Genomic DNA, 25279 nt, shown 5'->3' on the forward strand with positions numbered 1-25279 from the left:
GCGCAGCCTGTCTTTGCTCCGCGCTTTGACAGGCTCGGGCGAAGGCGGCTGTGCGGGTGTGGTTGGTGTCCCGCACGGGCTACTGTCAGTGGCACGTGCGGCCGCTCAACCACAAGCGCCGTCGAGCGCGACTTTGAATGCGCGGGTGGCGACTATCCATCGTGACAGCCGAAGAAGCTACTGGCGGCCTAGGATCGTGCACCCGCTTCGCCAGCAGGGCCAGTGCGTGAGCGCCGAGCGTATTTGTCGAAGTCTCAGGCGACAGGGCCTGCGCCGGGTCTATCGGCGCGCAGATGTGGTGACCACCGATTCGGCCCACCGGATGCGAAGCTGGTCTGCACGCCGTTGAGATCGGCCTGCTGGCAACGCAAGCACTGTTCTGGGCTGATCGTTTAAAGGTACAACCGCCTGCGAATTCACGCTGCAAACGGACACCTGTCGCTGGTGACAAGAGAGCGCAGCCTCTTGACTGCATGACTTGATATACGTGGAGACGAGGCAGTGTCACATCATTCACTTTTGCGCCCAAAGGTTCTACGCCATTCGCTGGGACTGACCTGATTTTTGCTCTTGAAATGTTGGCGCAGAGAGGTTGGTGTCTTGAAACCCACCAGATCCGCGATGGACTCCACCGGCAGCGTCGTGCTTTCCAGCAATTCCCGCGTACGCTGCAACCGTTCGTTGATCAGCCACTCCATGAAGGTCATGCCCGTGGCCTTGCTGAAATGCCGCGTGAACGTTCGGCGACTCATGGCCGCGCGTTGCGCCAGCGCATCCACTGAATGCGTCTCTTTCAGGTGCTGACGCAGGTAGTCCATCATCTGGTTGATACGGGCGTCTTGCGTGCTGGGGGCAACGGGCTGCTCGATGAACTGCGCCTGCCCGCCTTCGCGGTGGGGCGGCACCACCATCATCCGGGCCACTTTATTGGCCGTTTTCTGGCCATGGAACTTGCGCACGATGTAGAGGCAGCAATCCAATCCCGCCCCTGTACCTGCAGAAGTGATCAGGCCGTCGTCGTCCACATACAGCGCATTCATGTCCAGCTGCACTTGCGGAAAACGCAGCTTGAAATCCTGCTCCGCCATCCAATGCGTGGAGGCACGCTTGCCATCCAGCAAGCCGGCATAGGCCAGCGCATACGCGCCGTAGCACAGGCCCACCACATGGGCGCCTCGCTGGCGTGCCTGGCGCAACGCTGCCACCAACTGGGGCTCTGGACTTTCATTCAGATCGTGCCAACCGGGAACCACCACGATGTCCGCCTTGGCCAGCCACTCCAGCCCACCATCGGGTTGCACCAGCAGCGCTCTCTCGGCCGCCAGCGCCGTTCCGCTGGACGTGACGATCTTCAAATCGAACAGCGCATGCTCCGGCAATTGGGCACTGAAGATCATGTATGGCACGCCGAAATGAAACGGGCTGAACCGCGGGTAGGTGACGAGGGCGACGAGGGGAAGTGACTTTGACACGGTATTGCAGCGCGAAGTGGCCCAAATGTTTCGATTAATGACTTTCGGGTCAATTCTACAAAAATGGCTGCCGCACGAAGATAGAGGCTTCTACATATTCAACCCAGGTGGTTAACCATGCACTCGATAAAAACCTTTACTCCCTTGTTGGTCTCGCTGGCGCTTGGCGGCTTCGCGGCCAGCGCCTGGTCGGCCCCCGAAACGGCCTCTACCCCCTCGGTCACGGTGCAGCAGATCCGCAATGCAACGGTCAAAATCGACTTTTCCGGCACCACCTTCCTGGTCGATCCCATGCTGTCGGCGAAAGGGGCGTTTCCGGGCTTTCCCGCAACCTACCGCAGTGAACTGAGGAATCCTCTGGTCGACCTGCCGTTTTCAGCCCAGGATGTGCTCGATAGCGTGGAAGCAGTGATCGTGACCCACACACACACCGATCATTGGGACGAAGCTGCGCAAAAAGCGATTCCCAAGAACCTGCCGGTCTTCACGCAGAACGAAGCGGACGCCAAGACCATTCGCAGCCAAGGTTTCAAGGATGTACGCGTGCTCAAAGGCTCCACCACCTTCAAAGGCGTAAAACTGAGCAAGACAGGCGGTCAGCACGGCAGTGATTTGTGGTTTGCAGACCCTGGCCGCGCCGAGGCGATGGGCCCCGTCATGGGCGTCGTGTTTTCGGCTCCCAAGGGCAAGACGGTGTACGTCGCGGGCGACACCGTGTGGCGCCCCGAAGTGGATCAGGCGCTCAAGCAATACAAGCCGGACGTGGTGATTCTCAACACCGGCAGCGCGCTGATGAGCGGTTTTGAAGAGCACCCCATCATCATGGGCAAGCAGGACACGTTGCAAGCCACGAAGGCCGTGCCCAACGCCGCCATCGTGGCCGTGCATATGGATTCCGTAAACCATATGTCGCTGAGCCGCAAGGAGCTGCGTGAATTCGTGCAGGCCCAGAAAATCGAGAACAGCGTGATGATTCCCGCCGATGGGGAAACCTTGAAGTTCTGATTTTTCAACGCGGATGGTTTTCACCGTGATCGTTGACGGTGGAGCTCCATCTGCGTCGAGCGCCCAACAGCGACAGGTCAACCTCTGTCCGGCGGGCGCTCTAAACATTTCTGTATCTTCAGAAATTTCATAAAGTTCTGCGTCAGCCAGTGGATGCAGGCCATAATGGAAACCATGCACGCCCTGCGCACATCGTCCACACTGGCCCGCCTTGTCCTGGCGTGGTTTGTGTTGACCATGGGCGTTGCCATGGCCTCGCCAATCGTTGCTCCAAAGACGATGGAGATGATTTGTTCAGGCTCGGGCTTGATGCAGCTCATCGAGATGAATCAGGACGGGGAAGTCGTGCCGGCGGGGCAGCATACGCTGGACTGCGCGATGTGCCTCCCAGTGTTCCTGCCCTCCGCTTCCATGACCGCGCACGTGAGCCAGCCACAGCCGCTGGCCCACGCCTTGACCCCCATGCAGGCGGCGCACATTGCCGCCCTGGTCGGCGCGCCTCTGCCGCCGCGCGGCCCGCCCGCACTTTCCTGACATCTGCATCTGACCGCTGAAGCGCCAGCGGACTGGAAGCGTGCTTCCGTGCGCCCCCAGCTCCCTGCCAGCCATCGGCACCGCACTCATTTCCGGCCGGCTACGGCTGCTAGACGCCGCTGGCATGCCCAGCGGCAATGACTGCGCTCCTACCGACCCGGTTTCGCTGCGGCTGAGATGGCCGCGCCCAAAGCTGCCGAGGTCCACCCTCCCGTGTGTTCCAGATTCATCCAAACTGTCCTCCGAGGCAGGCACCGCCATGCAACGTCGCCCCCCACTGCCCCATGCCGTGTTGGCAGCAGCTTGTCTGCTCCTGCTGACAAGCGCCACCGCCGCGCAAGAAGCCGCCCGCTCAGCCAGCGCCGTATCGGCGCCGCAAACACTGCCTCCGGTCACGGTTCTGGCCACGCCCATCGACTACGCTGCACCCGAGAGCCGCACCGCCACCCGCAGCGATACGCCGTTGCTGCAAACCCCGCAGAGCGTACAGGTGGTGCCGCGCGCGGTGCTCGAAGACCAGAACGCGCTGACGCTGACCGAGGCCGTGCGCAATGTCGCCGGCGTGCAGTATGACTTCGGCTTCAATGGTTCGATGCAGCCGCTGCTCATACTGCGCGGCTTTCCCAATACGTCGATGACGGCCATGGGTCCGATGTCGGGCATCTCCAGCTACTACCTGGATGGATCCAAGGTGACGGGTGTGCCCGTCAATATGGCCAATGTGCAGTCGGTCGAAGTGGTCAAGGGTCCGTCCAGCGTGCTGTATGGGCGCTCGGAACCAGGTGGCTTGGTCAATGTGGTCACCAAGCCGATCTCCAGCGTGTCCGAGCTGGGTTTTGAGCAGACCATAGGTCAGCGCGGCCTCTCGAGGACCGCCATCAAGGCCTCGGGAAGCCTCAATGCCGACAGGACACTGCGCGGCCGCGTGGCAGCCTCGTACTACACCGCCGACTCCGTGCGCGATTTCGTCGAGGATCGCCTGGGCGCCTTTACCGGGAGCCTGGCCTGGGTGCCGGATGCGCGCACCAACGTCACGGCCACGCTGGACTATTCGGACAACCGTTACCGCACGGACATGGGTATCCCCGCCATCGGCAACCGGCCGCTGGACCTGCCCTGGTCACGCCAGTACAACGACTCGCCTTATCTGTCCAGCGCCAAGACGACCAGCCTCAAGCTGGATGCGTCGCACCAGCTCAATGACACCTGGCAGGTCAAGGGCCAGCTGCTGAGCCTGCGCAGCGACACCTCCGAGATGGACATCTACACCTACCGCGGCGACTACGGCCTGGGCATGACGTCCGACCAGACCTGCCCGGGCACCGGCGACCCGCTGTGCCGCTACTACTTCGGCGTCCGGCCCGATGGCCGCTACCAGCTGGATCAATTGAATGTGGACCTGGCGGGCAAGTTCCAGACGGGCCGCATCGGCCATACGGTGCTGGTCGGGTTCGACACCTACCGCACCAAAAAGACCGGTGCGACCTACATGCAGCAGCTGTCGTCGGCCGATGTCTACCATCCGTCCCTGGGCAGCACGCCCGGGCTGGACCCCATGGCCATGCCACAGGACTACGATGACTACAGCCGCTGGACCAGCGTCTATCTGCAGGACCAGATCGCGCTGGGCAATGGCGTGTTTTTCACGGGCGCGCTGCGCCATGACCGCACCAGCGCAGTGTTCGGCGTACCGGGCATGGCGCCCAACGAGAAGTCGTTCACCACACCCCGCCTGGGCGCCGTGTGGCAGTTCGCACCTAACCAGTCCGTATATGCGCAATATCAGGACGCGGTCGGTGCCAACAACGGCCGCGACACGGTCACCGGTGCGGCGCTGGCCGCCGAACGCGCCCGGCAGATCGAAGTGGGCCACAAGATCGAACTGTTCGACGGCAAGCTCAGCTCCACCGTGGCGTTGTTCGAGTTGACCAAGCGCAACCGCGGAGCATCGGTGCCCGACCCCTTGTCGCCGCCGACCTTCACCAACGTCGTCACCATTGGCAAGGCCGTCTCGCGTGGTGTGGAATGGGATGTCTCGGGTCAAGTCACGAAAAAGCTGTCACTGATCGGCTCCTACGCCTACACCCATACCGAAGTGAAGCGAGACCCCATCTACCAGGGCCATGAACTCGCCAATGTGGCGCGGCATACCGCGAGCCTGTGGGCGCGCTACGCGCTGGACAGCCAATGGACCGTGGGCGGCGGGGTTTTTGCCCAGGGTCGGCGCCAGGGCGACGCCGGCAACACCTTTCAGATGCCGGGCTATGCGCGCTTGGACGCCATGCTGGCCTACCGCTTCGGGCTGGGCTCGGGCAAGGCCTCGCTGCAGCTCAACCTGGACAATGTCTTCGATCGCAAGTACTACACCGGCAGCCATCAGTTCGTGCAGGACTGGATCAAGCTCGGCAACCCACGCACGGCCAAGCTCACGCTGCGCGTGGACTATTGAGGCGCGGCGATGACCAACGAACGTCGCAATTTCCTGCGCGCCGCCACAGCCGCGCTGGCCGCCTCCCCCTGGCTGGCACGCGCCAGCCAGGGCACCTCGACGCCCGTGACCGTGGAACATGACATCAGCGCCATGCCGGCGTCGTGGACCGGCAAGGAGCAGATCGGCATGCTGCTCTACCCCGGCATGACCGCGCTGGACTTCGTCGGGCCGCAGTACATGTTTGCCGGCCTGATGGGCGCAACAGTGCATCACGTCGCCAAAACCATGGAACCGGTGGTAAGCGACAGCCGGCTCGCGCTCATGCCAACGGCCACCCTGGCCGAGTGCCCACGCGATCTGGACATTCTCTTTGTGCCTGGTGGAGGCGCCGGCACCATCGCCGCAATGCAGGACGCCGAGCTGCTGGCTTTTCTGGCGGACCGGGGCCCGCGCGCCAAGCTTGTCACCAGTGTCTGCACCGGATCGCTGGTGCTCGGCGCGGCCGGGCTGTTGCAAGGATACAAAGCCACGTCCCATTGGGCCACGCGATCGCTTTTGACCGACGTGGGCGCCATTCCCGTGGAGGGGCGCGTGGTCCACGACCGCAACCGCATCACCGGTGCGGGCGTGAGCGCGGGCTTGGACATGGGGCTGACCATCGTCGGCCTGCTGCGCGATGCGGTCTATGCGCAATCCATGCAGTTGCTGGCCGAGTACGCGCCCGAGCCGCCGTTCAACGCGGGTACGCCGCGCACCGCGCCGCCGGCCGTCACCGCCATGCTCACCGAGATGTTCAAGGACTTCGACCCGCAAGCCCGCGCCGCGCTGGCGGCAGCCAGGGGTGCCAAAGCTCCCTCTGGCCGCTAGCGGTGTCGGATTGCTCACCTGCGCAAGCCTCAACCGGATGCCGCCTGCGGCAGGCCATCCTTGCCCTGTTTCCTGCCATAAAACTTCAATGAATTCGAGCCCAATTCCATCCATTCCGTTGCCTTTGGCTGGCGCGCTCCGGTGCGCCGGCATGCAGTCAAGCCGCGCGCTCACGCCAGGGAAAAACGCCCTGAACAAGTGGTCGGCAGGCATGGCCGGACTGCTTGCCGCGACTGCGGCCACGGCCCAGATCCCTGCGCCCCCTCACACGCTTGAGTCGGTGGAAGTTCGCGCGTCCCGTTCCTCCGATGCCCAGGCGGCCGCGGCGCTGAACATGGCGCGCGAAGAGCTCGCGCGGCGCGCCGGCGCTACGGCCGTCATCGACGCGAAAAGCTATGCCGATGGCCGCGCCGCCACCTCCGTCGATGCCCTGGCCTATGCGCCGGGCGTGCTGGCCCAAACGCGCCATGGCCAGGAAGCGCGGCTGTCCATCCGTGGCTCGGGCATACAGCGCGGCTTTCTGATGCGCGGCATCCAGCTCTACCAGGACGGCATCCCGCTCAACCACACCGACGGTGCTGCGGACTTTCAATCGATCGACCCGGTGGCCACAAGCCACATCGAGGTGTGGCGCGGTGCCAATGCGCTGGAGTACGGCGCCAACGGTCTGGGGGGTGCGGTGAACTTCGTATCGCCCACCGGGCTGACCGCACCCGCGGCCGAGGCGCGGGTTCAGACCGGCTCCTTCGGCCAGCGCCAGGCCCACGCCAACCTGGCCGGGCAGGGTGAGACCGTCGATGGTTTTCTCAGCCTGAGCCGCAGCGAGCAGGGTGGCTGGCGAGAACAATCCGGCTACCGCACACAGCGTCTCTCGGGCAACGTGGGCATTCGGCTTTCAGAAAGCCTCGAGCTGCGTGGTTTCGCTTCGTACATCGACTCCACCTTGCAGATGCCCGGAAGCCTGAGCCGGGCGGCGCTGCATGCCAACCCGCGCCAGGCCGCGCCCAACTATGTCTCTCAGCAGGCAACCAACGACTTCACGCAGACGCGCGCGGCACTGCGCCTGACCTGGCAGCCGAGTGCAGATGTGCGTTGGACAAATTCACTGCATACCGCCGACCGCGACCGCTTTCATGCGATGACATTCGGCATTCTGGAGCAAGGCATGCGTGATAGCGGATTCGACTCTCGCTTGGCCGTGGAGTTCGGATCCGCCACGTTGACGCGTCGCCTCGTCGCCGGCCTGTCGATCAGTCATTTGTCAGGCGATGAATGGCGCCATGCCAACGTTGGCGGCAGCGCGGGAGCGGCCACCGGGCGCACAGCGCTCCAGGCCCGGCAGAACACGGCCTACGCCGAATACACCCACGGCCTGGACGCGCACTGGGCCCTGCAGGCAGGGCTCCAGGCGGTGGAGGCCAGACGCACGCAGGACAACCGATTGAACCCTGCGACCAGCTACGACGCGCGCTTCAGCGGCACGTCGCCCAAGCTGGGCGTGCTCTACACGATTTCGCCGAATTCGCAGTGGTTTGCCAACGTCAGCGGCAGCTACGAGGCACCGCCTTTTGGCGAACTGGTCTACAGCAACACCCGCCCTCTGGCCAGCGCGCAGGGAGCGACGACCATCGAGGCCGGTTGGCGTGGCCAAGGCGAGCGCTGGACCTGGGATGCGGCGGTCTATCGCTCCCAGGTGCGCCGCGAGTTGCTGTCGCTCACCGACGCCAGCGGCGCGGCGCTGGGCACGCTCAACGCCAACCGCACCTTGCACCAGGGCCTGGAGCTTTCGGCCAGCGGCCGTCTGTGGCCCGCCTGGCAAGTGCGCGGCCAGTATCTGTACAACGATTTCCGTTTCGACGGCGACAGCGTGTATGGGAACCGTCGACTCGCCGGCATTGCGCCCCATCTGCTGCGCGCGCAACTGCAATGGCAGGCCACGCCACGGATCAGGATTTCTCCCGGCATTGAGTGGCAGCCCGCGCGTACCTGGGTCGATCACGCCAACACCGTTGCCGCCGATGGCTTCGCGCTGCTGAATCTCACCGTGAGCGGCGATCTCGGATCGGGCTGGAGCTGGTTTGTCGAAGGTCGCAACCTCGGCAATCGTGACTACGTCGCCACCACCGCGGTACAGGCCAACGCCCGCGGCCAGGACGGTGCCTATTACTTTCCGGGCGATGGCCGCTCGGTCTACGCCGGCCTGACCTGGCGCACGCCTTAAACCACAGGAACTTCCGCATGAACGCCATGTTTTCCCGACGCAGCTTGCTGGCTGCAACCGCCGCCAGCGCCCTCTCCTTGACCGCATGCGACAGAAAGACGCGTGTCACCTACAAAGGCATAGACCTCACCGGAGCCACCTACGCCACGGATTTCCAGCTCACCGATCCGCAGGGCAAGGAGCGCCGGCTCGCCGACTTTCGCGGCAAGGCCGTGCTGGTCTTCTTTGGCTTTACCCAATGCCCGGACGTTTGCCCGACGGCCTTGGCCCGGGCCGCCGAAGTCAAGCGCCTGTTGGGCGCCGATGGAGAGCGCTTCCAGACGCTGTTCATCACCATTGATCCCGAACGCGACACGCCCGAAGTGCTGCAGGCCTACACCGCGGCCTTCGATGAAAGCTTCATCGGCCTGTACGGCGATCTGCCGCGCACGCAGCAGACCGCCAACGACTTCAAGGTTTTCTACAAGAAAGTGCCTACGGGCGCCTCCTACACCATGGACCACAGCTCGCTGAGCTATGTCTACGACCCGCAGGGCCGGTTGCGACTCGCACTGCGCCATGAGCAATCCCCCGAGGACTACGCGCAAGACCTGCGCAAGCTTCTCCATTCCACCCCAACCTAAACCTTTCTCAAGGAGCACAGCATGCAATTCGCCCGACTTTCCACCGCCCTCGCCGCTTCGCTGCTGGCCATGTCCGCCCAGGCCCAGGTCACCGTCAAGGACGCCTGGGTGCGCGCCACCGTGCCGCAGCAAAAGGCCACCGGCGCCTTCATGCAGATCCAGGCGGCGCAGGACAGCAAACTGATTTCGGCCAGCTCGCCGCTCACGCCCCATGTCGAAGTGCATGAGATGAGTATGCAGGGCGACGTGATGAAGATGCGCCAAGTGGCTGACATCGCACTGCCGGCGGGCAAGACCGTGGAACTCAAGCCAGGGGGCTACCACGTGATGCTGCTGGACCTCAAGCAGCAGGTGAAGGAAGGCGCCAGCGTGCCGCTCACTCTGGTCATCGAAAACAAGGATGGCAAGCGCGAGTCGATCGAAGTCAAAGCGCCGGTGCGCGCCCTCAATACCAGCAGCCATGCAGGCGGCCACAAGCACTGAAATTGCACGTGATGAAAGTTACTTCAGAGATTCATTTTCATGCCCTGCGCGCGCCATTGGCCGCCGCTGTGCTGCTGGCCACAACCGCCCTGGCACATGCCCAAACTGATCCGGCCGACGCGACAGGCGACTCCGCGCTGACGCTGGGCAGCGTCACCATCAGCGGCAAGGCGGCCGGCCCGCTCTCGGCCCGCAGCGTGTTCAGCTCGGTCGACATCCTGGGCGCCAGCCTGTTGCAGGACCAGCATGTCGACTACAGCTGGGAACTGCTCACGCGTGCGCCCGGAGTGCAGGTGACCCAGTTCAAGCAAGGCACCGACGCCGGGCGTTTTTCCTTTCGCGGCTTTAACGGTGAGGGGCGCGTCAACGCCGTCAAGCTGCTGATCGACGGCATTCCAAGCAATGACAATGCGGGAGGCATGCCGTTCCTGGACGCCGTGTTTCCGCTGGATATCGAGGCCATCGAGATCGTGCGTGGCACCAACGATCCGCGTTACGGCCTGCACAATATCGCCGGCAATGCCAACGTGCTCACGCGCACCGGCGGCAACGAAGGGCGTTCCAGTCTGACCATGGGCAGCTTTGGTACCAAGGAAGTGCAGGTCGCCAAGGGCATAGAGAGCGGCAACTGGAGCCAGAACTACTTTCTGGCCTGGCGCGACTCCGACGGTTATCGCGACCATGCTGATGCGAAGAAGCTTGCCTTGTCGGGCAAGTGGTTCTACACCAGCGACGACGCACGCTGGCGCGCCGGCTTGAGCGCACGCTACTACCGCAACAAGGCGCTGGAGTCGGGCTACCTCTCGCGTGAGGAAGCGATCAACGCGCCGCGCAGCTCACCGACCTATGCCGCCGCCGACCGAGGCGAACGTGAAACGCTTCAGCTCAGCACCCACCTGGATGCCGAGCTGACGCCGGATCTGTCGTGGTCCGCCAAGCTTTACACCAACCAGTATGAAAACCAGCGCTGGGTGCGTTTCTCGGCGGCAGGCGTGCAACAGGAGCGCTATAGCGACGAGCGCCAGCATGGAGCCATCAGCACGCTCACCTGGCGGCCCAAGGTCAGCTGGGCGCACGATTTCACGCTGGAAGGCGGGGTCGATGCGCAGTGGCAGGACAATCTGGGCCAACGCTACCGCAGCACCCAGCGCGTGCGTACCTCCCAGTTCCGCGATTGGGATTTCGACCTCGACACCCAGGGCGCTTATCTGCAGGCCGTGATCCGGCCCGTATCTGCCCTGAAGATCGTGCCCGCGCTGCGCGTCGACAAGGTGGGCGGCAGTTTCGTGGACCGCTTGACCGGATTGCGCTCCGAGGTGCATGACTATGGGCTGATCAAGCAACCCAAGATCAGTGTGGCCTATACGCTGACGCCGCAAGCCAGCGTCTATATCAACTGGGGTCGCACTTTCCAGATCGGCACGGGTATCGACGCTTACCGCACGCAGACACGCAACCTCGAGCCCTCGATCAACGATGGCTGGGAGACCGGCGTCAAGTTCAGTCCTTTGCCATGGCTGGACGCACGGGTGGCGTATTGGGAGCAACGCGCCTCGGGCGAGGTCGCTCGCGTGCTCGGCGTGGATGGATTGCCCGACCCCGGTGGCCTGGGCAATGTGGGCCAGACACTGCGCAAGGGCTTCGACCTGCAACTCAATGCCCGGCCGGTTGCCGGCACCACCGCCTGGGTAGCCTACTCCCACCAGCAGGCACGCATCACGGAGCCCGATCCCAGCGCCCCCGCAACGCGCGGCAAGCAGATCGAGAACGTACCGCGTTACCTGGTATCGGCGGGCGTGGACTGGCAGAGCACGCCGCAACTCAAGCTCTCGGCCTGGGCCAACGCCCAGGGCGACTATTACCTGGAGCGCAGCAACGTCCAGCCCAAGGCCGGCAAATATGCCTTGCTCAACCTGGGGGCCACTTACAAGGTATCGCCCACGGTTGATGTCAGCCTGCAGGTGAAGAATGTCACCAATCGCAAGCATGTCTATGCCTGGCATGACAGCGGCTCTTCGGGCTATTCGCCAGGTGATGGACGCGGAATGTATGCCAGCTTGAACGCACGCTTTTGATTGCCTGATCCCCGCTGGAAAACCTGCGTCCATGCCCCACGCCCAGGCGCCCATCGATCGCCGGCACCCCGCGGCTCGATGGCCTTGCGCGGGAGGGCTTGGGCCTTTCATTCCCCGCAAATACCCGGAAGAAATCCACTATGAAATATCTACTGCGCCTGCTCTTGCCAGCAGTGACCGCCGCCCTCACTGCGTTTCCCGCCGCAGCCGACCCAGCGCTTGCCACCGCCAAAAGCTGCATGGCCTGTCATGGCATAGACAGGAAGTTGGTCGGTCCGTCATTCAAGGACGTGGCTCGCCGATATGCGGGCAACAAAGACGCCCATTCCCTGCTGGTCACCAAGATCATGAAAGGCAGTAGCGGGGCATGGGGGCCTGTGCCGATGCCGCCAAATACCCGGGTCAGTGAGGCGGAGGCCAAGAAGCTCTCGGCTTGGATGATGTCGCTCAAGTAGGCACTTGAAACGGCGCTGTTGCGCAACTATCGCAGGCTGGATCTTTCCTGCCCAATCAAAATATTGATCCATTCGCGCAGAGCTGCCGACATGTTTCTCCGACTTGCAAGGTTCGGTCAACAGTGCCAAGGCTGGGGGCATTGTGAATCTTTTGGGAGTTCCACCAAAGGAGACGATAAATGCGGGGATCCTTCTTAACACCAGCTCGATCATTCGCGCAATGATGGTGGGTTCACTGAGATGCTCGAATCTTTCAACGCATTTGCTACTACCAATAAATCAGAGCCAATCATTCACCGTGTTTGTGAATTTGAACATGCCCAGCATGCACTCGCTGCACGCGCAAAAGGAAATCATCCGGGCAAGATCGTGATAACCGTCTCAGGCATCGATGCCTGACCGCTGACTCAGAGAAAATTGGGTATCGCCGACGACCCACTAGCTTTCGATCAAAAATCCACCAGCTACAGCAAAGGGATTAAAAATCAACACCAGGCCACAGCCTGATATTTTCACAATGATCACCTAAAAATCAAAGGGCGGCGGCGAATAGCTATTACTCGGAAGGGGGCGCCAAGTTAAATTGCGCCTCCCAAACACTTTCACTTTAGGGAAAATACCTGGCTTGCAAATTCCCGACACCTCGCTCTCCAGGAACAACAACTCAAAATCAATGCGCATGGGAAAAGGCTTTTTTATATGCTGATGCCAACTTGCGGAATTGCCTTGCACAGAAAAATCACGCAACCCTACCGTTTCACTCCCCTGCGTTGCAGTACCTCGATAACAATTATCCTCCAGAGCTACGTCAATCCTCACGCGCTGTTCACCCGTAGGAGCGGCAAGCGTAAGATGCCATACGCCGACTATGTGCGAATTTTGATCGAAATTTCTTTCGGTCATGTTATTTTCCTCATTTACTTTCGCCATGCAACGCCGCGCCTCTCATATTCCATCAACTTCTCGATGGACAGAGCGATATCGCTGCCGAGAAATCGTTCAACCAGATAAATTCCGACATCAAGGCCCGAAGTGACGCCGCCACCGGAGATCAAATCACCGTCATCGACTACCCGCGCGTCAATGACATTAACACCCATCGCTTCCAGCATTGGCAGCGCTATGTGATGCGTTACTGCGTTGCGCCCCTGTATCAAACCGGTCATACCGAGTATCAGTGAGCCGCCACAAACCGTCGCAACGGTCACCTCATGCCTAACCATCGCCTCTTCAAGCAATACGGCCAACTCGCCAGTTGCAGCACGGCCCAGAATCGCTGGAATACTATTGGGCCCATCGATTTCCTCGTATTCCCCAAGAGCTCCTGGCACCACAATCAGGTCTGCCATGCTTGGATTTAATTGAGCTGTCGCTTCAATCAACAACCCATTCTCCGGATTTTTAAGTGCTCCAGCTCGCACAAGGCCAGGCCCTTGCGCTGAGACAAATTCTATAGAGATGCTGGCCCCATCCTTCTTGGCAGCCAGCGAAGCGCCTGCCTCCAACACCTCATATGGCGCTATGACATCTAGCATGTCGAACCCATCGAAAAGCACGATTTGAATTAGCATTTATTGATCTTTATTCCATCCGAACCATCATATTTAGATATATCCACGCGAACACATCTGCTCTCAACATCAATCGATGTTTTCAAATAAATTGAGGCTTGATAACCACCAATACCGCTATCAGCAAAAAAGCGCTGATGCAAATGAGCGGGCTGTGCGCCTTCCAGCCAGATTTGATGGTTTCGCCATCCCGCATCCGGCGTCGAATAGTTCCGGCAAGCACCCCATGCAAGGCCGACAGACAGAACACAACGATCAGTTTTGTGTTGAGCCAGCCGGCACCAAGCCAATCACCCGAGCTCGCAAGACAAAGCCCGAGCACCCATGTAGCGACCATGCAAGGAACGGTGATTCGGCCATCCCATTGCAGTAGCGCCTGAGCGAGTCTGCGTTCTTGCGGCGCCATCACGCCCCTCACAGGCAGCCAAGCGCTTACCGCCGCGCAGAGTGCTATAAGACCGCCCGACCATGTGATGGCAAGACCCACATGGAAGGCTTTAAGCCATAAATAGATCATGGCCGACCCGATACCGGCTGATCGCTGACCGCCTGTGATCGGGCTTCAAGCCATTTCCAGATGACGAACCCGCCAAAAGGGATGGATGCAGCGAGAGCCAATGTCCATGCGACTGCCGGAGTCAGCTCCCGCGCAGTCGCCAGTCGAACCAGGTTCCAACAGTAAATCAAGAACACGATACCGTGCACCGGGCCCACCATGGAAACCACCCAACTCATCCCGGCAAGATGTTTCAGTGGTACGGCGATCAGCAGGAGAACCAGCAAGGTGCTGGCTTCAAGAAAGCACAAGACTCGCAGTGCGTGGTCGGTAGGAAGGGCTGTGTTCATGGCAGAGGTGCAGGTGATTGAGCGCAATTTTTGTCCTAAAGCACACCCAGGAAAAGTGGCTTGATTGACAATGATCGACTGTTTTCAGCCAATCCCATGCCAGGGATCAAGAAAAGAATTTCATGTCCAACTCCCTTCACCATGTCGTCGTGCTCGCATTGCCCAATGTGATCGCGTTTGACCTAACGATCGCTACCGAGGTGTTCGGCCGAGCAAGCCACGCCAACCAGGAACCCTGTTACCAGTTAAGTGTTTGCAGCGAAGAAGCGCAAATTGATACCGGCGCGTTCTCGATGCGTTTCAATCACGGCCTCGAGCAGCTGGCATTGGCCCAAACCATCATCGTGCCAGGTACGGAGCCGGCAAGCCTGAAGGCGTCACCGCGGGTTCTCGCGGCGCTCAGGGCGGCACAAACCCAAGGTGCGCGCATCGCATCCATATGCTCTGGCGCATTTGTGCTGGCACAGGCTGGACTGCTCGATGGCCGGCGCGCTACTACGCACTGGTTGGCGGCCACCAGGCTTGCGGAGTTGTATCCGCAAGTTCAGGTGGATGCCGCCGTACTGTTTGTCGACGAGGGTCAGATCCTCACGTCGGCTGGAGCGGCGGCGGGTATCGACTTATGCCTGCACATGGTGCGCGCGGATTTCGGCGCCTCGGCGGCGGCCAGGGTGGCGCGCCTGTCCGTTGTGCCTCTTCAACGCGATGGCGGGCAAGCGCAGTTCATCGAAGTGCTCGACAGCTCATCGAACGAGAGCTTGCAACCGGTCATGACCTGGGCGCTGAGTCGACTGCATCACCCTCTCACGCTGGAAATGCTGGCGAATCAGGCGCGCAGCAGTCCTCGAACGTTGAGCCGCCGCTTTCAGCATGAAGTCGGAACTTCACCCGCTCAGTGGCTGATTCGCGCACGTGTGCAGCGCGCGCAAGAACTGCTGGAGCGCAGCAACATGCATATAGAGCAGATAGTCTCGAATGTCGGTTTGGGATCGGCAGCCAATTTCCGCGCCCAGTTCAGTCGGCTGGTGGGTGTCAGTCCGAGCCAGTACAGGCGCAATTTCGGCAATCGAATCGTTGCTGGTTGATCCGCTGCGCAACTGTCTTTGCCCGCAACCGCACGGAGATGACGGCCAGAGGCCGCTGACCATGGCGGCCGCGCTCAGGTCAAAGGCAGGGTGACGATGGCGCGCAAGCCGGGCTGGGCCTTGCCCAGCACCAACCTACCGCCATGCGCCTGGGCCACCAACCGGCATAGATACAAGCCCAGCCCCACGCCGCCGGTGCTGCGCTCGCGGGCTGGGTCGGCGCGGTGGAAAGGCTCCACCAAGCGGTCAATCTGGTCCTCAGGCACGTTTGTGCCAAAGTCTCGCACCTCGATCTCCAACCCCGCCGGCGCCTGCCGCAGGTGCAGCTGGGGGGCGGGCTTGCCTCGCCCGCCATAGCGCAATGCATTGTCCAGCAGGTTGCGAAACAGCAGCCGCAAGCGCGTCGCATCAATCAACACCGGCGGCAGGCCAGCATCGAATTGCAAGTCGATGGCAGGGCACTCGGGATGGCATGCTTTCATCTCCTGGACCACAGTACAGGCCAGAGCAGCCAGGTCGGTCGGCTCTTTGTGCAACGCGGTGTCGCGCCCCGCCAGCCGTTCGCTTTCCAGCAGATCAGTGATGAGACGGGCCATCTCTGCCAGATCTCGCAGCAAGGCATCGCGCTGGGGCTGCACCGCTTGCGTTGCCGGCAGCAGCTCGGTATGCAGGCGCGCGCGGGTCAGCGGGCTGCGCAACTCATGGCTGATGGCCAGCAACAGCGCACGCTTGGCTTCCAGCATCTGGTGGATGTCCTGCTCCATGGTGTTGATCATGGCGGCCAACTGGCCCAGTTCGTCGGGGCGCAGCGCATGGCGCACGGGAATAGACGCGCCGAAATCGCCCGCGCCAAACCGCAGGGCACCCTGGCGGATATCGTCCAGCGGACGCAGCAGGCGGCGTACATACCAGTACGCCAGCGCCGTCAAAAAAAGCAGGCCGCCAAGAGTGAACCATACCGCGCGCGAGCGCTGAGCATCGTCCACCACGGCACGGTTCAAGGCAAATTCGATCGTATGGCCATCAGCCGTCTGCTTGCGCAGCAACTCGGTGCGCTCTTCGTCCCATGGTGGCCGCCCACCAGCCAGCGCTCCATAAGACCATTCCTGGAATGCGATGTCCACTGCACCTGCGGACCCTCAATGCGCATCATGATGGGCAATCTCTGCACAATGGCCTGTGCTCGCTCCACGCTCGGTGGACTGCCAATCTCGGTCAGCAGCCGGTCCACATAGTCGGCGAGCAAGGGCCGCGCGGCGTCACTCCAGCCCACCGAAAAGGCACTCTGCATACCGCCGATGAAGGTAACCGTCATCGCCAGCGCCAGTACCAGAAACAGCAGCACCAGGCGCAAGTGGATGGATCGCCGCACCGCCTGGCGCGCGCGGCGATGCCACGGACCTGAGACGGGTCGTTGGTGTACCCGACTCAAGCGACGCTCCGCCGTAGCGCCAGCGAGTATCCCGCGTTGCGCAGCGTCTTGATGCAGTCCAGCGGCTGGAGCTTCTTGCGCAACCGGCTCACCACGATGTCCACCGCACGCGTGTAGAGATCGGCCTCGCGGCCACGCAGGTGATTGAGAATGTCGTCACGGCTGAATACACGGCCGGGCTCACGCACCAGCAGCAACAGCAACTCAAACTCGGTGCCCGTCAGTTCCAGCGCCGTACCCTGGCGCTGAACGCTGCGCCGCACTGAATCGATCAGCAGGCCCTCGAAGCACAGCGATGCCGCATCGGCCACCGATGCGCCCGATGCCGGGCGAAGGCGGCGCAGCACCGTCTGCATTCGCGTGACAAGCTCCCGCGGCTCAAAGGGCTTGGGCAGATAGTCGTCCGCGCCCAGTTCGAGTCCGACCACGCGGTCCATTACATCTCCGCGCGCCGTGAGCATGATGATGGGCAGATCGCTTTCGCGTCGGATCGTGCGACATAACTCGAAGCCGTCCATCTCCGGCAGCATCACGTCCAGGATTGCCGCATCGAATCCATCCGCCCGCAGCAGCAACAGACCATCGCTGGGCCGCAGTGCCTGCAACAAGTCGAGTTCAAAGCGCAGGAAATAGGTGGCCAGTGGCGGACCCAGTTGGTCGTCGTCATCGATGAGCAGAATGCGTTGCATGCACGGATTCTCACACTGCTTGTATCCAGGTCCGCTGTTCATGGCGCAGGATGAGGCGGCGCACCCGGCGCTTCGCCTCCACGGCCAGAGCGTCGAAACGGTCGGCAGCCGCCATTACTTCGGGCAGCGCGACCGCTGCACTGGCCGGCCGCCTCGCCAGCAAGCGCAGGGCGTGGTCCCTATCAAACAGCGATCCCCAAACAAGCGACATCCATTCCTCGTGCGGCGTGTCGAAACCGGCCAACATCAGTGCGCCATGGGCCCGGGCACTGCGCGCCAGGTCGCGCGTCGCTGCCCGGCCGCAAGAAGGTTTCTTTATGGGTTCAGCCACGTTGGAACCATGCACGACGGCGCTGCATGACATCGCGCACCTGTTGCTGTTGCACCGGCCCCAGGCTGTTGTAGAAATCGGCCATGGCCGCGACTACGGCAGGCGAATGTGACTGCACAGCGCGCATCTTTTCATCGATCAAAGTCTGCGCAGACGCGCTGTCGAATGTCTCCCCGGACACCAATGCTTGGATTTGGGCACGCGGATCCATCGCCTGCGAGCCTACAAGCGCGGCACGCTGCGACTGCAACGCGTTTGCCAGTGCCTGGAGTTTGAGTTGCTGCGGGCCATCCAGATTCAGCTTGCTGGTGATGCGGTTCACCATTTTTTCGCGCATCTCCGCCATCGGCTCCGGAAACATTGGGCCGCGGTGGTGGGAAGCACTGGAGCAGGCCGACAGGCTGCCGGCCAGAAGAGAGGCAAAAAAGATGCCCAAGAGGGTTTTACGGGTCCAAGCATTCATCACACATCCTTTTCAGTCATACAGAAGATGCATTGATGGTGCGCGCGCTCCCTGACCCATGGGTCTCACCGAGGTTTCGCTTCCTATCGTTTTGTTTCAGCCGATAAGAATGCACCCACAAAAGGGATGCCAAGCATCTTTAAGACTTGTGTGCATGCCTTCCTGCGCTGGCTGAATCGTCTCGACGTCGCCACGCAACGTGGATCCGTGGAGGGACTGCCCCCCGCAGCAGCCCCGTTCCAGCTTCACACCCAAGTGAACTCAGACCTCTGAGTCCGGCCCCCAGCCTGTGGCAGGCATGACTGGTTGTCCTGGGCTCGACCGCAAATCTCCATTTTTCTGAGTGGCGCCAGCCGCTCTGAACGAGTCTTATCAAGGTTGGCGCTGCCCGTTAATTCTTCAACGCTTTTTGAATTTCGACTTGAAATTCCTCGCCACTGCGAAGTCGAAGATATTCCTGGTATGCCGCCCGATATTCTTCGCTCTCATAGGGCAAATAACGTGACCGAATTTCATATCGGTCAAGGCCAGCGCGTTGCCAGACCGCGAGGTCTGCTCTCACTTCCGCACGAGACAACGGAGCATTTCGATTATGAGAGATAGGTTCCTGCGATTGCGCAGACACCGACAGGGAGCTGGCAAGCAACAGTGAGACGGTAAATATTTGCACAGAACGTGATTTTCCAGCGGAAGCTACCAATGGATTGGTTTGTAACATGCTATGACTCTTTTGTGGTTTCATTGATTTTACGGAAGGGAAGCATTCGAAGAAGAACCTCGTCATGGCGCACGGCATGGTGGTAAAGCGCGGCAAAAACATGCAATCCAACCACGGACCAACCCACCCATTTCCCCAGGAAGTGATGAACCACATCCATGGGAACTTCGAATTCCTGCCAGCTAACACCCCAGATACGACTGATCAATGCAAAACTGGAACTGCTGTTGAACCCTTGAACAGAGAACAGTCCAAAATTAGTGTCGGCGCCGGTTCCAAGGTAACCCGTGAGTGGCATCGCAATCAAAAGTCCATAAAGAAGAAAATGTGCCCAATGAGCGAGGCGGTGTTCCCACGCGGAGCCAGCGGGATCGGCTGGCCGGATATTCAGCATCCTCCATATCATTCTTGGAATGATCAGCACCCCGGCAATGATTCCTAGCGCCCAGTGAACATTGAGGAAAGGCAGCGATTCGGGCTTGGTATCGTCCATGAACCAGATCACGTAGTAGACAATGATATAAGCACCTATGAATGTGCCAGCAGTAGTCCAGTGCAATAATTTTGCAATGGAACCATAATTACTTGATGTGTTAAATATTGTCATTATTTTCAATCGGCTCGATCAAAAATCCAAAAAGCTTTTTATTGAAAACAAGCATGGAAGCCATTTGCAATCGCTATACCCATGAAGACTTCATCTTCATTTAATGCCATGACTTGGCTACAATTTAAAACCATAAAATATGAAAATAAATCACGACTCCTGAATCAAGAATCAAACCAGCCAAGAACTATTTTTGTAACTATCGACTGCCAACTCTCCACACCGTGAGAAATAAGGCTTACCTAACTGCATTACCTGTTGGGTCAACTCAGCGCCTGCCAATGCAGCTGAACCCACCCCGTACACCGGTTGCGGATGATATTCCACATTGAGCTCCATTAATTTTGCTGTGTGCACATCAAAAATCTTCGCTAAAAGCACCAGGCCCGCTTCAAAGCCCCCGGTCGCGGGACCAGCAGTCAGCAAGCGCCCATCTTCGACAACTCCACCACCTTCGATCACCTCACAGCCAAAATCTGAAAGCCTGTCGACGCACTGCAAATTGGTGGTTGCCCGCTTGCCGACCAGAAGTCCGGCAGCACCAAAAAGCAGAACACCTGCGCATATCCCGACAAGATATGGGGAATTCGATGCCTGCCGGCGAACAAACCTGAGCGTTTCCGGGTCAGAATAGACCTCAAGACCCATGGCACCAACAGCAAGTACATCGAGGGGCGGACAATCGGCATAACGGGTGGTCGCCGCCACCGGGAGACCGCCCCAGGCTGTCACTACTTCACACGATTTGCCAACATGTATCAAATTGACATTGTCGCAAAATCCGAATATTGACTGTATTCCGACGATATCCATCAATAGAACTCCAGGCTCGATAATAATTCCCACATTGATTTTTCGATTAGAGTTCTGCATTGATCTAGTGCTTTGATAAAAATATTCCACCAGAATAGCATCATGACTCAGCTCGCAAGTGACAAATTTCTGATCATTGTTGCCAATCTTGAAATCCGAAGTCGCCAAAAGGCCTCCACATGATATTAAAAAAATTGATACATATATTGGCCTATGACGGGATGAGCATGCTTGATTTCTCAGGACCATTCGATGTATTTCTGACTGCAAATAACTTAAGCAGCAAAGGCGAAGAACCTTACATCATCGAAGTGCTATCCATTGGCGGGAGTGTTGAAATATCACCAGGCTTTACTTTAAGGACTGCGCTTTTCGAGAGGACGACAGCAGTTCCTCATACACTGATCATTCCTGGCGGCCCAGATACAAACTCGCTTACTGACCAGTCCGATCTTATTGGACTGATCAACCTACAGGGAGTTCATGCGCGACGCTTGGCAGCAATCTGCAGTGGCGCATTTGCCCTCGCCGCGGCGGGACTTCTCGAAGGCCGGCGGGCAACCACGCACTGGTCCTTCTTTGATGAGTTGCAAAATCGATTTCCCAACGTTAATTTGCAGCGTGGTCCGATATTTGTTCAGGACGAAACAGTTTGGACATCCGCAGGACTGACCGCTGGAATTGACCTGGCATTGGCACTCGTCGAGCAGGATTTGGGGGAAACCTCCGCCATGAAAATCGCCAAAAATCTGGTCATGTCGATGAAACGCCCTGCGGATCAACAGCAATCGAGCGAGCTATTGAGTTTTCAGTCACGCAGTGGAAAATTCTCAGATTTGCATGCGTGGATTTTTCAGAATTTGTCGGCAGATCTATCAGTATCTTCCTTGGCTTCACGGATGAACATGAGCAGCAGGACTTTCATTCGCCACTACTCTGCAGAAATGCATCAGACTCCGGCCAAAGGAGTGGAACTGTTGAAGCTATCGGCCGCACGCCACCATCTGGAGCACAGCTCTTACTCCATTGCAAAAATCGCATTCCTATGCGGTTTTTCCAATGAAGCAACATTTATCCGTAGATTTTCATTGGCTTTTGACATGCCCCCAGGACGCTGGCGCTCAGAATGTTGTTAGAATTTAAAATCAATGTATTTGATTATTATCATTATTTTTCTTATTCAGAATTTAATGAAGGAATTTAACTTTACATCAAACATCTACTTTAAAATTCAATACTAATAATTCGCTCTCAATATCTCGAATTCGATGCCTAGGTCAACACGAGACTGACCCATGCACGCTTCTGTTCTCCTATAACTTAGCGTTGTATGAAACCTCACACCTCAGATTCACACCAGCGAAGGTCGGGCAATTTTGGACATTTCGACGTCATTGAAGGCGTCAGTTCACGCATCGCCTCCGGTTGCGTGGATCCGCCGGCGAATGCGGACCAATCTGTCGTCACGCACGGAGACTGGATGAACGCGCCGCTCACCCGCACTGCCCGGAAAAGTATTTGCGGGGGGATTACCCATGCATGAGTCTTTACTGGGTTAGCTCAAAATTGGCCGATAGGCAGACCAGCCCAGCTGCTTGCTCCAGGTGGCGAAATTCGAAGTACGGCTGGCCCATCTTGATACCCAGAGCCTTTGCCTCGTCCGAGCGTGCGATCGCGCAGCCATCGTTGTTCGACAGCACCACAACCGGAAGGCCGCGCAGCGAAGGGCGAAACGCCCTCTCGCACGATACGTAGAAGTTGTTCCCGTCGATCAGTGCGAACATGGCTACTTCGCAAAACGCTTCACGCAGGCTGTGACGACGCCCCAGACCTCAAGGGACTGGCCTTCCTTGGGGACGATGTCGGAATAGGTCCGATTACCGGCCTTTAGACGAAAAGTGCCGTTGACCTGGTGCAGCGCTTTGACCGTGAACTCGTTGTTAAGGATCGCGACGACGATGCAGCCATGGCGAGCTTCAAGCGCACGGTCGACAATGATCAAATCGCCTTCGTCAATGCCGTACTCCTTCATCGAGAAGCCCGCCACTCGCAGTAAATAAGTGGCCTGTGGGTGCTGCACCAGTAGCTCGGCGATGTCCAGACGCGTGCACTGGAAGTCTCCGGCAGGTGAAGGGAATCCAGCGCGTACAGAGCAATCTGCCAAAGGCAAAGCCATGGGCGATGTCACCATCCGCATGGGTTGGTTGGCAAGAATATTTATGCTGTACATTTGTACAGTATACTTCCGATCAAACGACTTACCATGACCACATGTGCAACGTTTACCGACCACCGGGCCCGATCGATGTCTCGCTCCACTTTCGCGTCAATACGCGCGAGCGTTCGTGGCCGGGAATGGTGCACCCGCGCACGCCCGGCCCGTTCATTCGGCGCGCCGTCGATGACTCGGGCTACAGCCGCGAGTTGGTCGTCGGTCAATGGGCACTGATTCCTCCTTGGGCCAAGGAGTCCAAGCTCAAGTACAGCACCAACAATGCGCGCTCGGAAGAGCTCGCAGAAAAAGCCAGCTACAAGGACGCCTGGGCAAGAGGCCAACGTTGCATCATTCCCGCCGCCGACTTCGACGAGCCGAACTGGGAAAGCGGCAAGAACGTGTGGTGGCGTTTCCAGCGCGCTGACGGCCTGCCTTGGGCGCTGGCAGGGCTGTGGAACACTTGGGTAGATCGCGCCACCGGCGAGGTCCACGAGAGCTACACCATGCTCACGATCAATGCCGATGCGCACCCGCTGATGAATCGCATGCACAAGCCCAATCCCAAGCTACCAGCGAACCAGCAGGACAAGCGCAGCGTTATTCCGATCGAGATGGCCGATGTAGACCAGTGGCTGGCGGGTACGGTCACACAAGCATCGGCATTGCTGCAGCTTGCGCCCGTCGACATATTCAAAGCAGGACCCGTTTGATCGCGTAAGCATCCCGGCGTTCCGCCGTCGGGCTCTCGGGCTTCGCCCCGCGCCGCGTGACGCGTCGCGGCCATTCGGCTTTGATCCCTGATGCCTTCGGCCGGCGATGCCGGCCTGCGCGCTGCGCTTGCCTCCAGGGGATCGTCTTACAGACCATCCCCGCCGCACGCTGCTTGGCGCCCCTGCAATACCTCCGACCAGGCTACGCCTGATCGGCCAGATGCCCATAGTCAGGCGTGTCTCCGCACGCGCAGGCGCTTGCCGCGCGGCGTTGATTCGGCGCAGCGCCCTGGCCCGTAGGCCGCTGGCCGTCTTTCCCAAGTTCATCGCCTTGTCCGCGACCGTAGCCAGCGGTGCCAGGCCGTCAAGGCGCGCAGGGCCGAGTCCTCGCCTTCGGCTGCGGGCCGCACCAACCCTGCGCTTGCCTCCTTGACGGCCCGTCACTCGCTGGCTTCGGTTTCCGCGGGCGATGAACTCAGGAAAGACGGCGGCATACAGGACCGGCCCAGGTCGCTGCGCCGAACCAACCAAAGCCACAACGGGCTCCGAATCTTGGAATCCGGTCAGCTTTGGAACCACAGCAGCCAATTTTGGAGAAATACTATGCAACTCGCATCCCGCTTCGCTTCTAACACTCCCATACTGCGCAGCGAGCATCCGCTGTCCGATGCGCAAATCCGCGATGTGGCCCCGTCGATCTTTGCCGAGGACAAGCACGCCAGCCGCTCCGCACGCTACAGCTACATCGAGACCGGTGCGGTCCTGTCGGAACTGCGCAAGCAAGGATTTGAGCCCTTCATGGCGTGCCAGACACGCGTGCGCGATGAAGGCAAACGCGAGCACACCAAGCACATGCTGCGGCTGCGCCATGTGGACCAGATCAATGGCGCCGAGGCCAACGAGATCATTCTGCTCAACTCGCACGATGGCAGCAGCAGCTACCAGATGCTCGCCGGCATGTTCCGTTTCGTCTGCAACAACGGACTGGTGTGCGGCGACGTCCTGGAGGACATCCGCATTCCCCACAAGGGCGACGTGATCAACCAGGTCGTAGAGGGAGCCTATGCGGTGCGGGAAGGATTCCAGTTGGTGCGCGAGCACCGCGATGCAATGCGCGCCGTCACGCTGAGCCCGGGAGAGGCGCAGGTGTTTGCCCAGGCGGCGCTGTCGCTCAAGTACGAGAGCGTTGCGACGCCTGCGCCGATCACGCCCGCACAACTGCTGGCGCCACGCCGCCATGAAGATGATAGGCCCGACCTGTGGAGCGCCTACAACCGCGTGCAGGAGAACCTGACGCAAGGCGGCTTGCAGGGGCGCGCGGCCAACGGGCGCCGCCACAGCACGCGTCCCATCCACGGCATTGCACAGAACGTGCACATCAACCGCGCCTTGTGGATGCTCGCCGAAGGCATGAAGCAACTCAAGGGCTGATCGGTTGAATTTGCGCGGGGGCCATGCCTCCGCGCTGGATGCCGTGGAGGCGGGATGTCCGAGGAGGACAACACAAAGGGCCTTAGTCCACTGGCCATTTAATAGTGCGAAACATTTACTTTGGGAAAACCCATAGTTTCAAGCCCGATACATTCCATCCATAAGAATATGGATATTCATCCATATTGCATCCGAAACCGAT

At 59.8% G+C, this 25279-nt stretch carries 28 protein-coding genes and 2 pseudogenes; 15 read left to right on the forward strand and 15 right to left on the reverse strand.

The features are described from left to right. Positions 1–53 precede the first annotated feature (53 nt). Positions 54–325, forward strand: a pseudogene (locus tag KHY18_RS26940) (IS3-like element ISBvi3 family transposase); the annotation flags it as partial. Positions 326–509: 184 nt separating this feature from the next. Here the strand turns inward: KHY18_RS26940 and KHY18_RS27340 are convergent. Next, positions 510–1472: a GlxA family transcriptional regulator gene (locus tag KHY18_RS27340; RefSeq protein WP_213293833.1), complete on the reverse strand. Its 963-nt coding sequence runs from the start codon at positions 1470–1472 to the stop codon at positions 510–512. Positions 1473–1589: 117 nt separating this feature from the next. Between KHY18_RS27340 and KHY18_RS02255 the strand changes: the two genes are divergently transcribed. The 10 genes from KHY18_RS02255 to KHY18_RS02300 all read left to right on the forward strand — a co-directional run bounded on the left by KHY18_RS02255 (position 1590) and on the right by KHY18_RS02300 (position 12565). After that, on the forward strand, positions 1590–2477 hold the full coding sequence (locus tag KHY18_RS02255) for an MBL fold metallo-hydrolase (RefSeq protein ID WP_213293835.1): 888 nt from the start codon (positions 1590–1592) through the stop codon (positions 2475–2477). Between the two features lie 174 nt (positions 2478–2651). Further along, entirely contained in the window at positions 2652–3011 is a 360-nt protein-coding gene (locus KHY18_RS02260; RefSeq protein ID WP_213294014.1) for a DUF2946 domain-containing protein, read from the forward strand. 259 nt (positions 3012–3270) lie between these two features. After that, complete coding sequence (locus KHY18_RS02265; protein ID WP_213293837.1) at positions 3271–5460, forward strand: TonB-dependent siderophore receptor; 2190 nt, start codon at positions 3271–3273, stop codon at positions 5458–5460. Positions 5461–5469: 9 nt separating this feature from the next. Next, positions 5470–6309: a DJ-1/PfpI family protein gene (locus KHY18_RS02270; RefSeq protein WP_249728852.1), complete on the forward strand. Its 840-nt coding sequence runs from the start codon at positions 5470–5472 to the stop codon at positions 6307–6309. A 151-nt stretch (positions 6310–6460) separates the two neighbouring features. Then, entirely contained in the window at positions 6461–8530 is a 2070-nt protein-coding gene (locus tag KHY18_RS02275) for a TonB-dependent receptor family protein (RefSeq protein WP_213293839.1), read from the forward strand. A 17-nt stretch (positions 8531–8547) separates the two neighbouring features. Further along, positions 8548–9153 carry an SCO family protein gene (locus KHY18_RS02280; RefSeq protein WP_213293841.1) on the forward strand — a complete coding sequence of 202 codons (606 nt, stop codon included), beginning with the start codon at positions 8548–8550 and terminating at the stop codon, positions 9151–9153. 21 nt (positions 9154–9174) lie between these two features. Continuing rightward, positions 9175–9636: a copper chaperone PCu(A)C gene (locus tag KHY18_RS02285; RefSeq protein ID WP_213293844.1), complete on the forward strand. Its 462-nt coding sequence runs from the start codon at positions 9175–9177 to the stop codon at positions 9634–9636. An 11-nt stretch (positions 9637–9647) separates the two neighbouring features. Beyond that, positions 9648–11711, forward strand: a complete 2064-nt coding sequence (locus KHY18_RS02290) for a TonB-dependent receptor (RefSeq protein ID WP_213293846.1) — start codon at positions 9648–9650, stop codon at positions 11709–11711. Positions 11712–11851: 140 nt separating this feature from the next. Beyond that, a complete protein-coding gene (locus KHY18_RS02295) occupies positions 11852–12166 on the forward strand; it encodes a c-type cytochrome (RefSeq protein WP_213293849.1) in 315 nt (104 codons plus the stop codon). Between the two features lie 240 nt (positions 12167–12406). Continuing rightward, positions 12407–12565, forward strand: coding sequence for a hypothetical protein (locus KHY18_RS02300; protein WP_213293851.1), 159 nt, complete (start codon positions 12407–12409; stop codon positions 12563–12565). A 126-nt stretch (positions 12566–12691) separates the two neighbouring features. Here the strand turns inward: KHY18_RS02300 and KHY18_RS02305 are convergent, their stop codons facing one another. The 4 genes from KHY18_RS02305 to KHY18_RS02320 all read right to left on the reverse strand — a co-directional run bounded on the left by KHY18_RS02305 (position 12692) and on the right by KHY18_RS02320 (position 14583). Further along, the gene (locus tag KHY18_RS02305; protein ID WP_213293853.1) at positions 12692–13069 is read right to left on the reverse strand and encodes a hypothetical protein; all 378 of its coding nucleotides are present in this window, start codon (positions 13067–13069) and stop codon (positions 12692–12694) included. A gap of 14 nt (positions 13070–13083) precedes the next feature. Next, positions 13084–13737 carry a DJ-1/PfpI family protein gene (locus KHY18_RS02310; protein ID WP_213293855.1) on the reverse strand — a complete coding sequence of 218 codons (654 nt, stop codon included), beginning with the start codon at positions 13735–13737 and terminating at the stop codon, positions 13084–13086. A gap of 82 nt (positions 13738–13819) precedes the next feature. Continuing rightward, on the reverse strand, positions 13820–14254 hold the full coding sequence (locus KHY18_RS02315) for a CopD family protein (protein ID WP_213293857.1): 435 nt from the start codon (positions 14252–14254) through the stop codon (positions 13820–13822). Beyond that, positions 14251–14583 carry a DUF3817 domain-containing protein gene (locus KHY18_RS02320; RefSeq protein ID WP_213293859.1) on the reverse strand — a complete coding sequence of 111 codons (333 nt, stop codon included), beginning with the start codon at positions 14581–14583 and terminating at the stop codon, positions 14251–14253. The genes KHY18_RS02315 and KHY18_RS02320 overlap by 4 nt, the downstream gene beginning before the upstream one ends. A gap of 122 nt (positions 14584–14705) precedes the next feature. Here KHY18_RS02320 and KHY18_RS02325 point away from each other — a divergent pair, with 122 nt between their 5' ends. Next, a complete protein-coding gene (locus tag KHY18_RS02325; protein ID WP_213293861.1) occupies positions 14706–15668 on the forward strand; it encodes a GlxA family transcriptional regulator in 963 nt (320 codons plus the stop codon). Between the two features lie 74 nt (positions 15669–15742). On the opposite strand, the gene KHY18_RS02330 is transcribed toward KHY18_RS02325, so the two are convergent. The 8 genes from KHY18_RS02330 to KHY18_RS02360 all read right to left on the reverse strand — a co-directional run bounded on the left by KHY18_RS02330 (position 15743) and on the right by KHY18_RS02360 (position 20889). Further along, positions 15743–16714, reverse strand: coding sequence for a sensor histidine kinase (locus KHY18_RS02330; protein ID WP_249728853.1), 972 nt, complete (start codon positions 16712–16714; stop codon positions 15743–15745). Then, entirely contained in the window at positions 16666–17022 is a 357-nt protein-coding gene (locus KHY18_RS26945) for a hypothetical protein (RefSeq protein ID WP_249728854.1), read from the reverse strand. The genes KHY18_RS02330 and KHY18_RS26945 overlap by 49 nt, the downstream gene beginning before the upstream one ends. Before the next feature lie 74 nt (positions 17023–17096). Then, a complete protein-coding gene (locus KHY18_RS02335; protein ID WP_213293863.1) occupies positions 17097–17789 on the reverse strand; it encodes a response regulator transcription factor in 693 nt (230 codons plus the stop codon). A 10-nt stretch (positions 17790–17799) separates the two neighbouring features. Further along, a complete protein-coding gene (locus KHY18_RS02340) occupies positions 17800–18120 on the reverse strand; it encodes a hypothetical protein (RefSeq protein ID WP_349630235.1) in 321 nt (106 codons plus the stop codon). Then, complete coding sequence (locus KHY18_RS02345; RefSeq protein WP_213293865.1) at positions 18113–18583, reverse strand: Spy/CpxP family protein refolding chaperone; 471 nt, start codon at positions 18581–18583, stop codon at positions 18113–18115. Before KHY18_RS02345 ends, KHY18_RS02340 begins: the two co-directional genes overlap by 8 nt. A gap of 391 nt (positions 18584–18974) precedes the next feature. Beyond that, positions 18975–19301 (reverse strand): DUF4148 domain-containing protein, encoded by a 327-nt coding sequence (locus KHY18_RS02350; RefSeq protein ID WP_213293868.1) that lies wholly within the window; start codon positions 19299–19301, stop codon positions 18975–18977. A gap of 1 nt (position 19302) precedes the next feature. After that, positions 19303–19908: a cytochrome b gene (locus KHY18_RS02355; RefSeq protein WP_213293871.1), complete on the reverse strand. Its 606-nt coding sequence runs from the start codon at positions 19906–19908 to the stop codon at positions 19303–19305. 171 nt (positions 19909–20079) lie between these two features. Next, complete coding sequence (locus KHY18_RS02360) at positions 20080–20889, reverse strand: DJ-1/PfpI family protein (protein ID WP_213293873.1); 810 nt, start codon at positions 20887–20889, stop codon at positions 20080–20082. An 11-nt stretch (positions 20890–20900) separates the two neighbouring features. On the opposite strand from KHY18_RS02360, the gene KHY18_RS02365 reads away from it, so the two are divergent. Continuing rightward, a complete protein-coding gene (locus tag KHY18_RS02365; protein WP_283771269.1) occupies positions 20901–21857 on the forward strand; it encodes a GlxA family transcriptional regulator in 957 nt (318 codons plus the stop codon). 420 nt (positions 21858–22277) lie between these two features. On the opposite strand, the pseudogene KHY18_RS02370 reads toward KHY18_RS02365, so the two are convergent. Next, positions 22278–22505, reverse strand: a pseudogene (locus tag KHY18_RS02370) (Y-family DNA polymerase); the annotation flags it as partial. Between the two features lie 2 nt (positions 22506–22507). Further along, positions 22508–22897: a LexA family protein gene (locus tag KHY18_RS02375; RefSeq protein ID WP_249728855.1), complete on the reverse strand. Its 390-nt coding sequence runs from the start codon at positions 22895–22897 to the stop codon at positions 22508–22510. A 95-nt stretch (positions 22898–22992) separates the two neighbouring features. Between KHY18_RS02375 and KHY18_RS02380 the strand changes: the two genes are divergently transcribed. Continuing rightward, positions 22993–23646 (forward strand): SOS response-associated peptidase, encoded by a 654-nt coding sequence (locus KHY18_RS02380; RefSeq protein ID WP_213293879.1) that lies wholly within the window; start codon positions 22993–22995, stop codon positions 23644–23646. A 603-nt stretch (positions 23647–24249) separates the two neighbouring features. Then, the gene (locus tag KHY18_RS02385; protein WP_213293881.1) at positions 24250–25077 is read left to right on the forward strand and encodes a DUF932 domain-containing protein; all 828 of its coding nucleotides are present in this window, start codon (positions 24250–24252) and stop codon (positions 25075–25077) included. The last annotated feature ends 202 nt before the right edge of the window (positions 25078–25279 follow it).

The organism is Acidovorax sp. CCYZU-2555 (genome assembly GCF_018413525.1).
Classification (GTDB): Bacteria; Pseudomonadota; Gammaproteobacteria; order Burkholderiales; family Burkholderiaceae_C; genus Comamonas.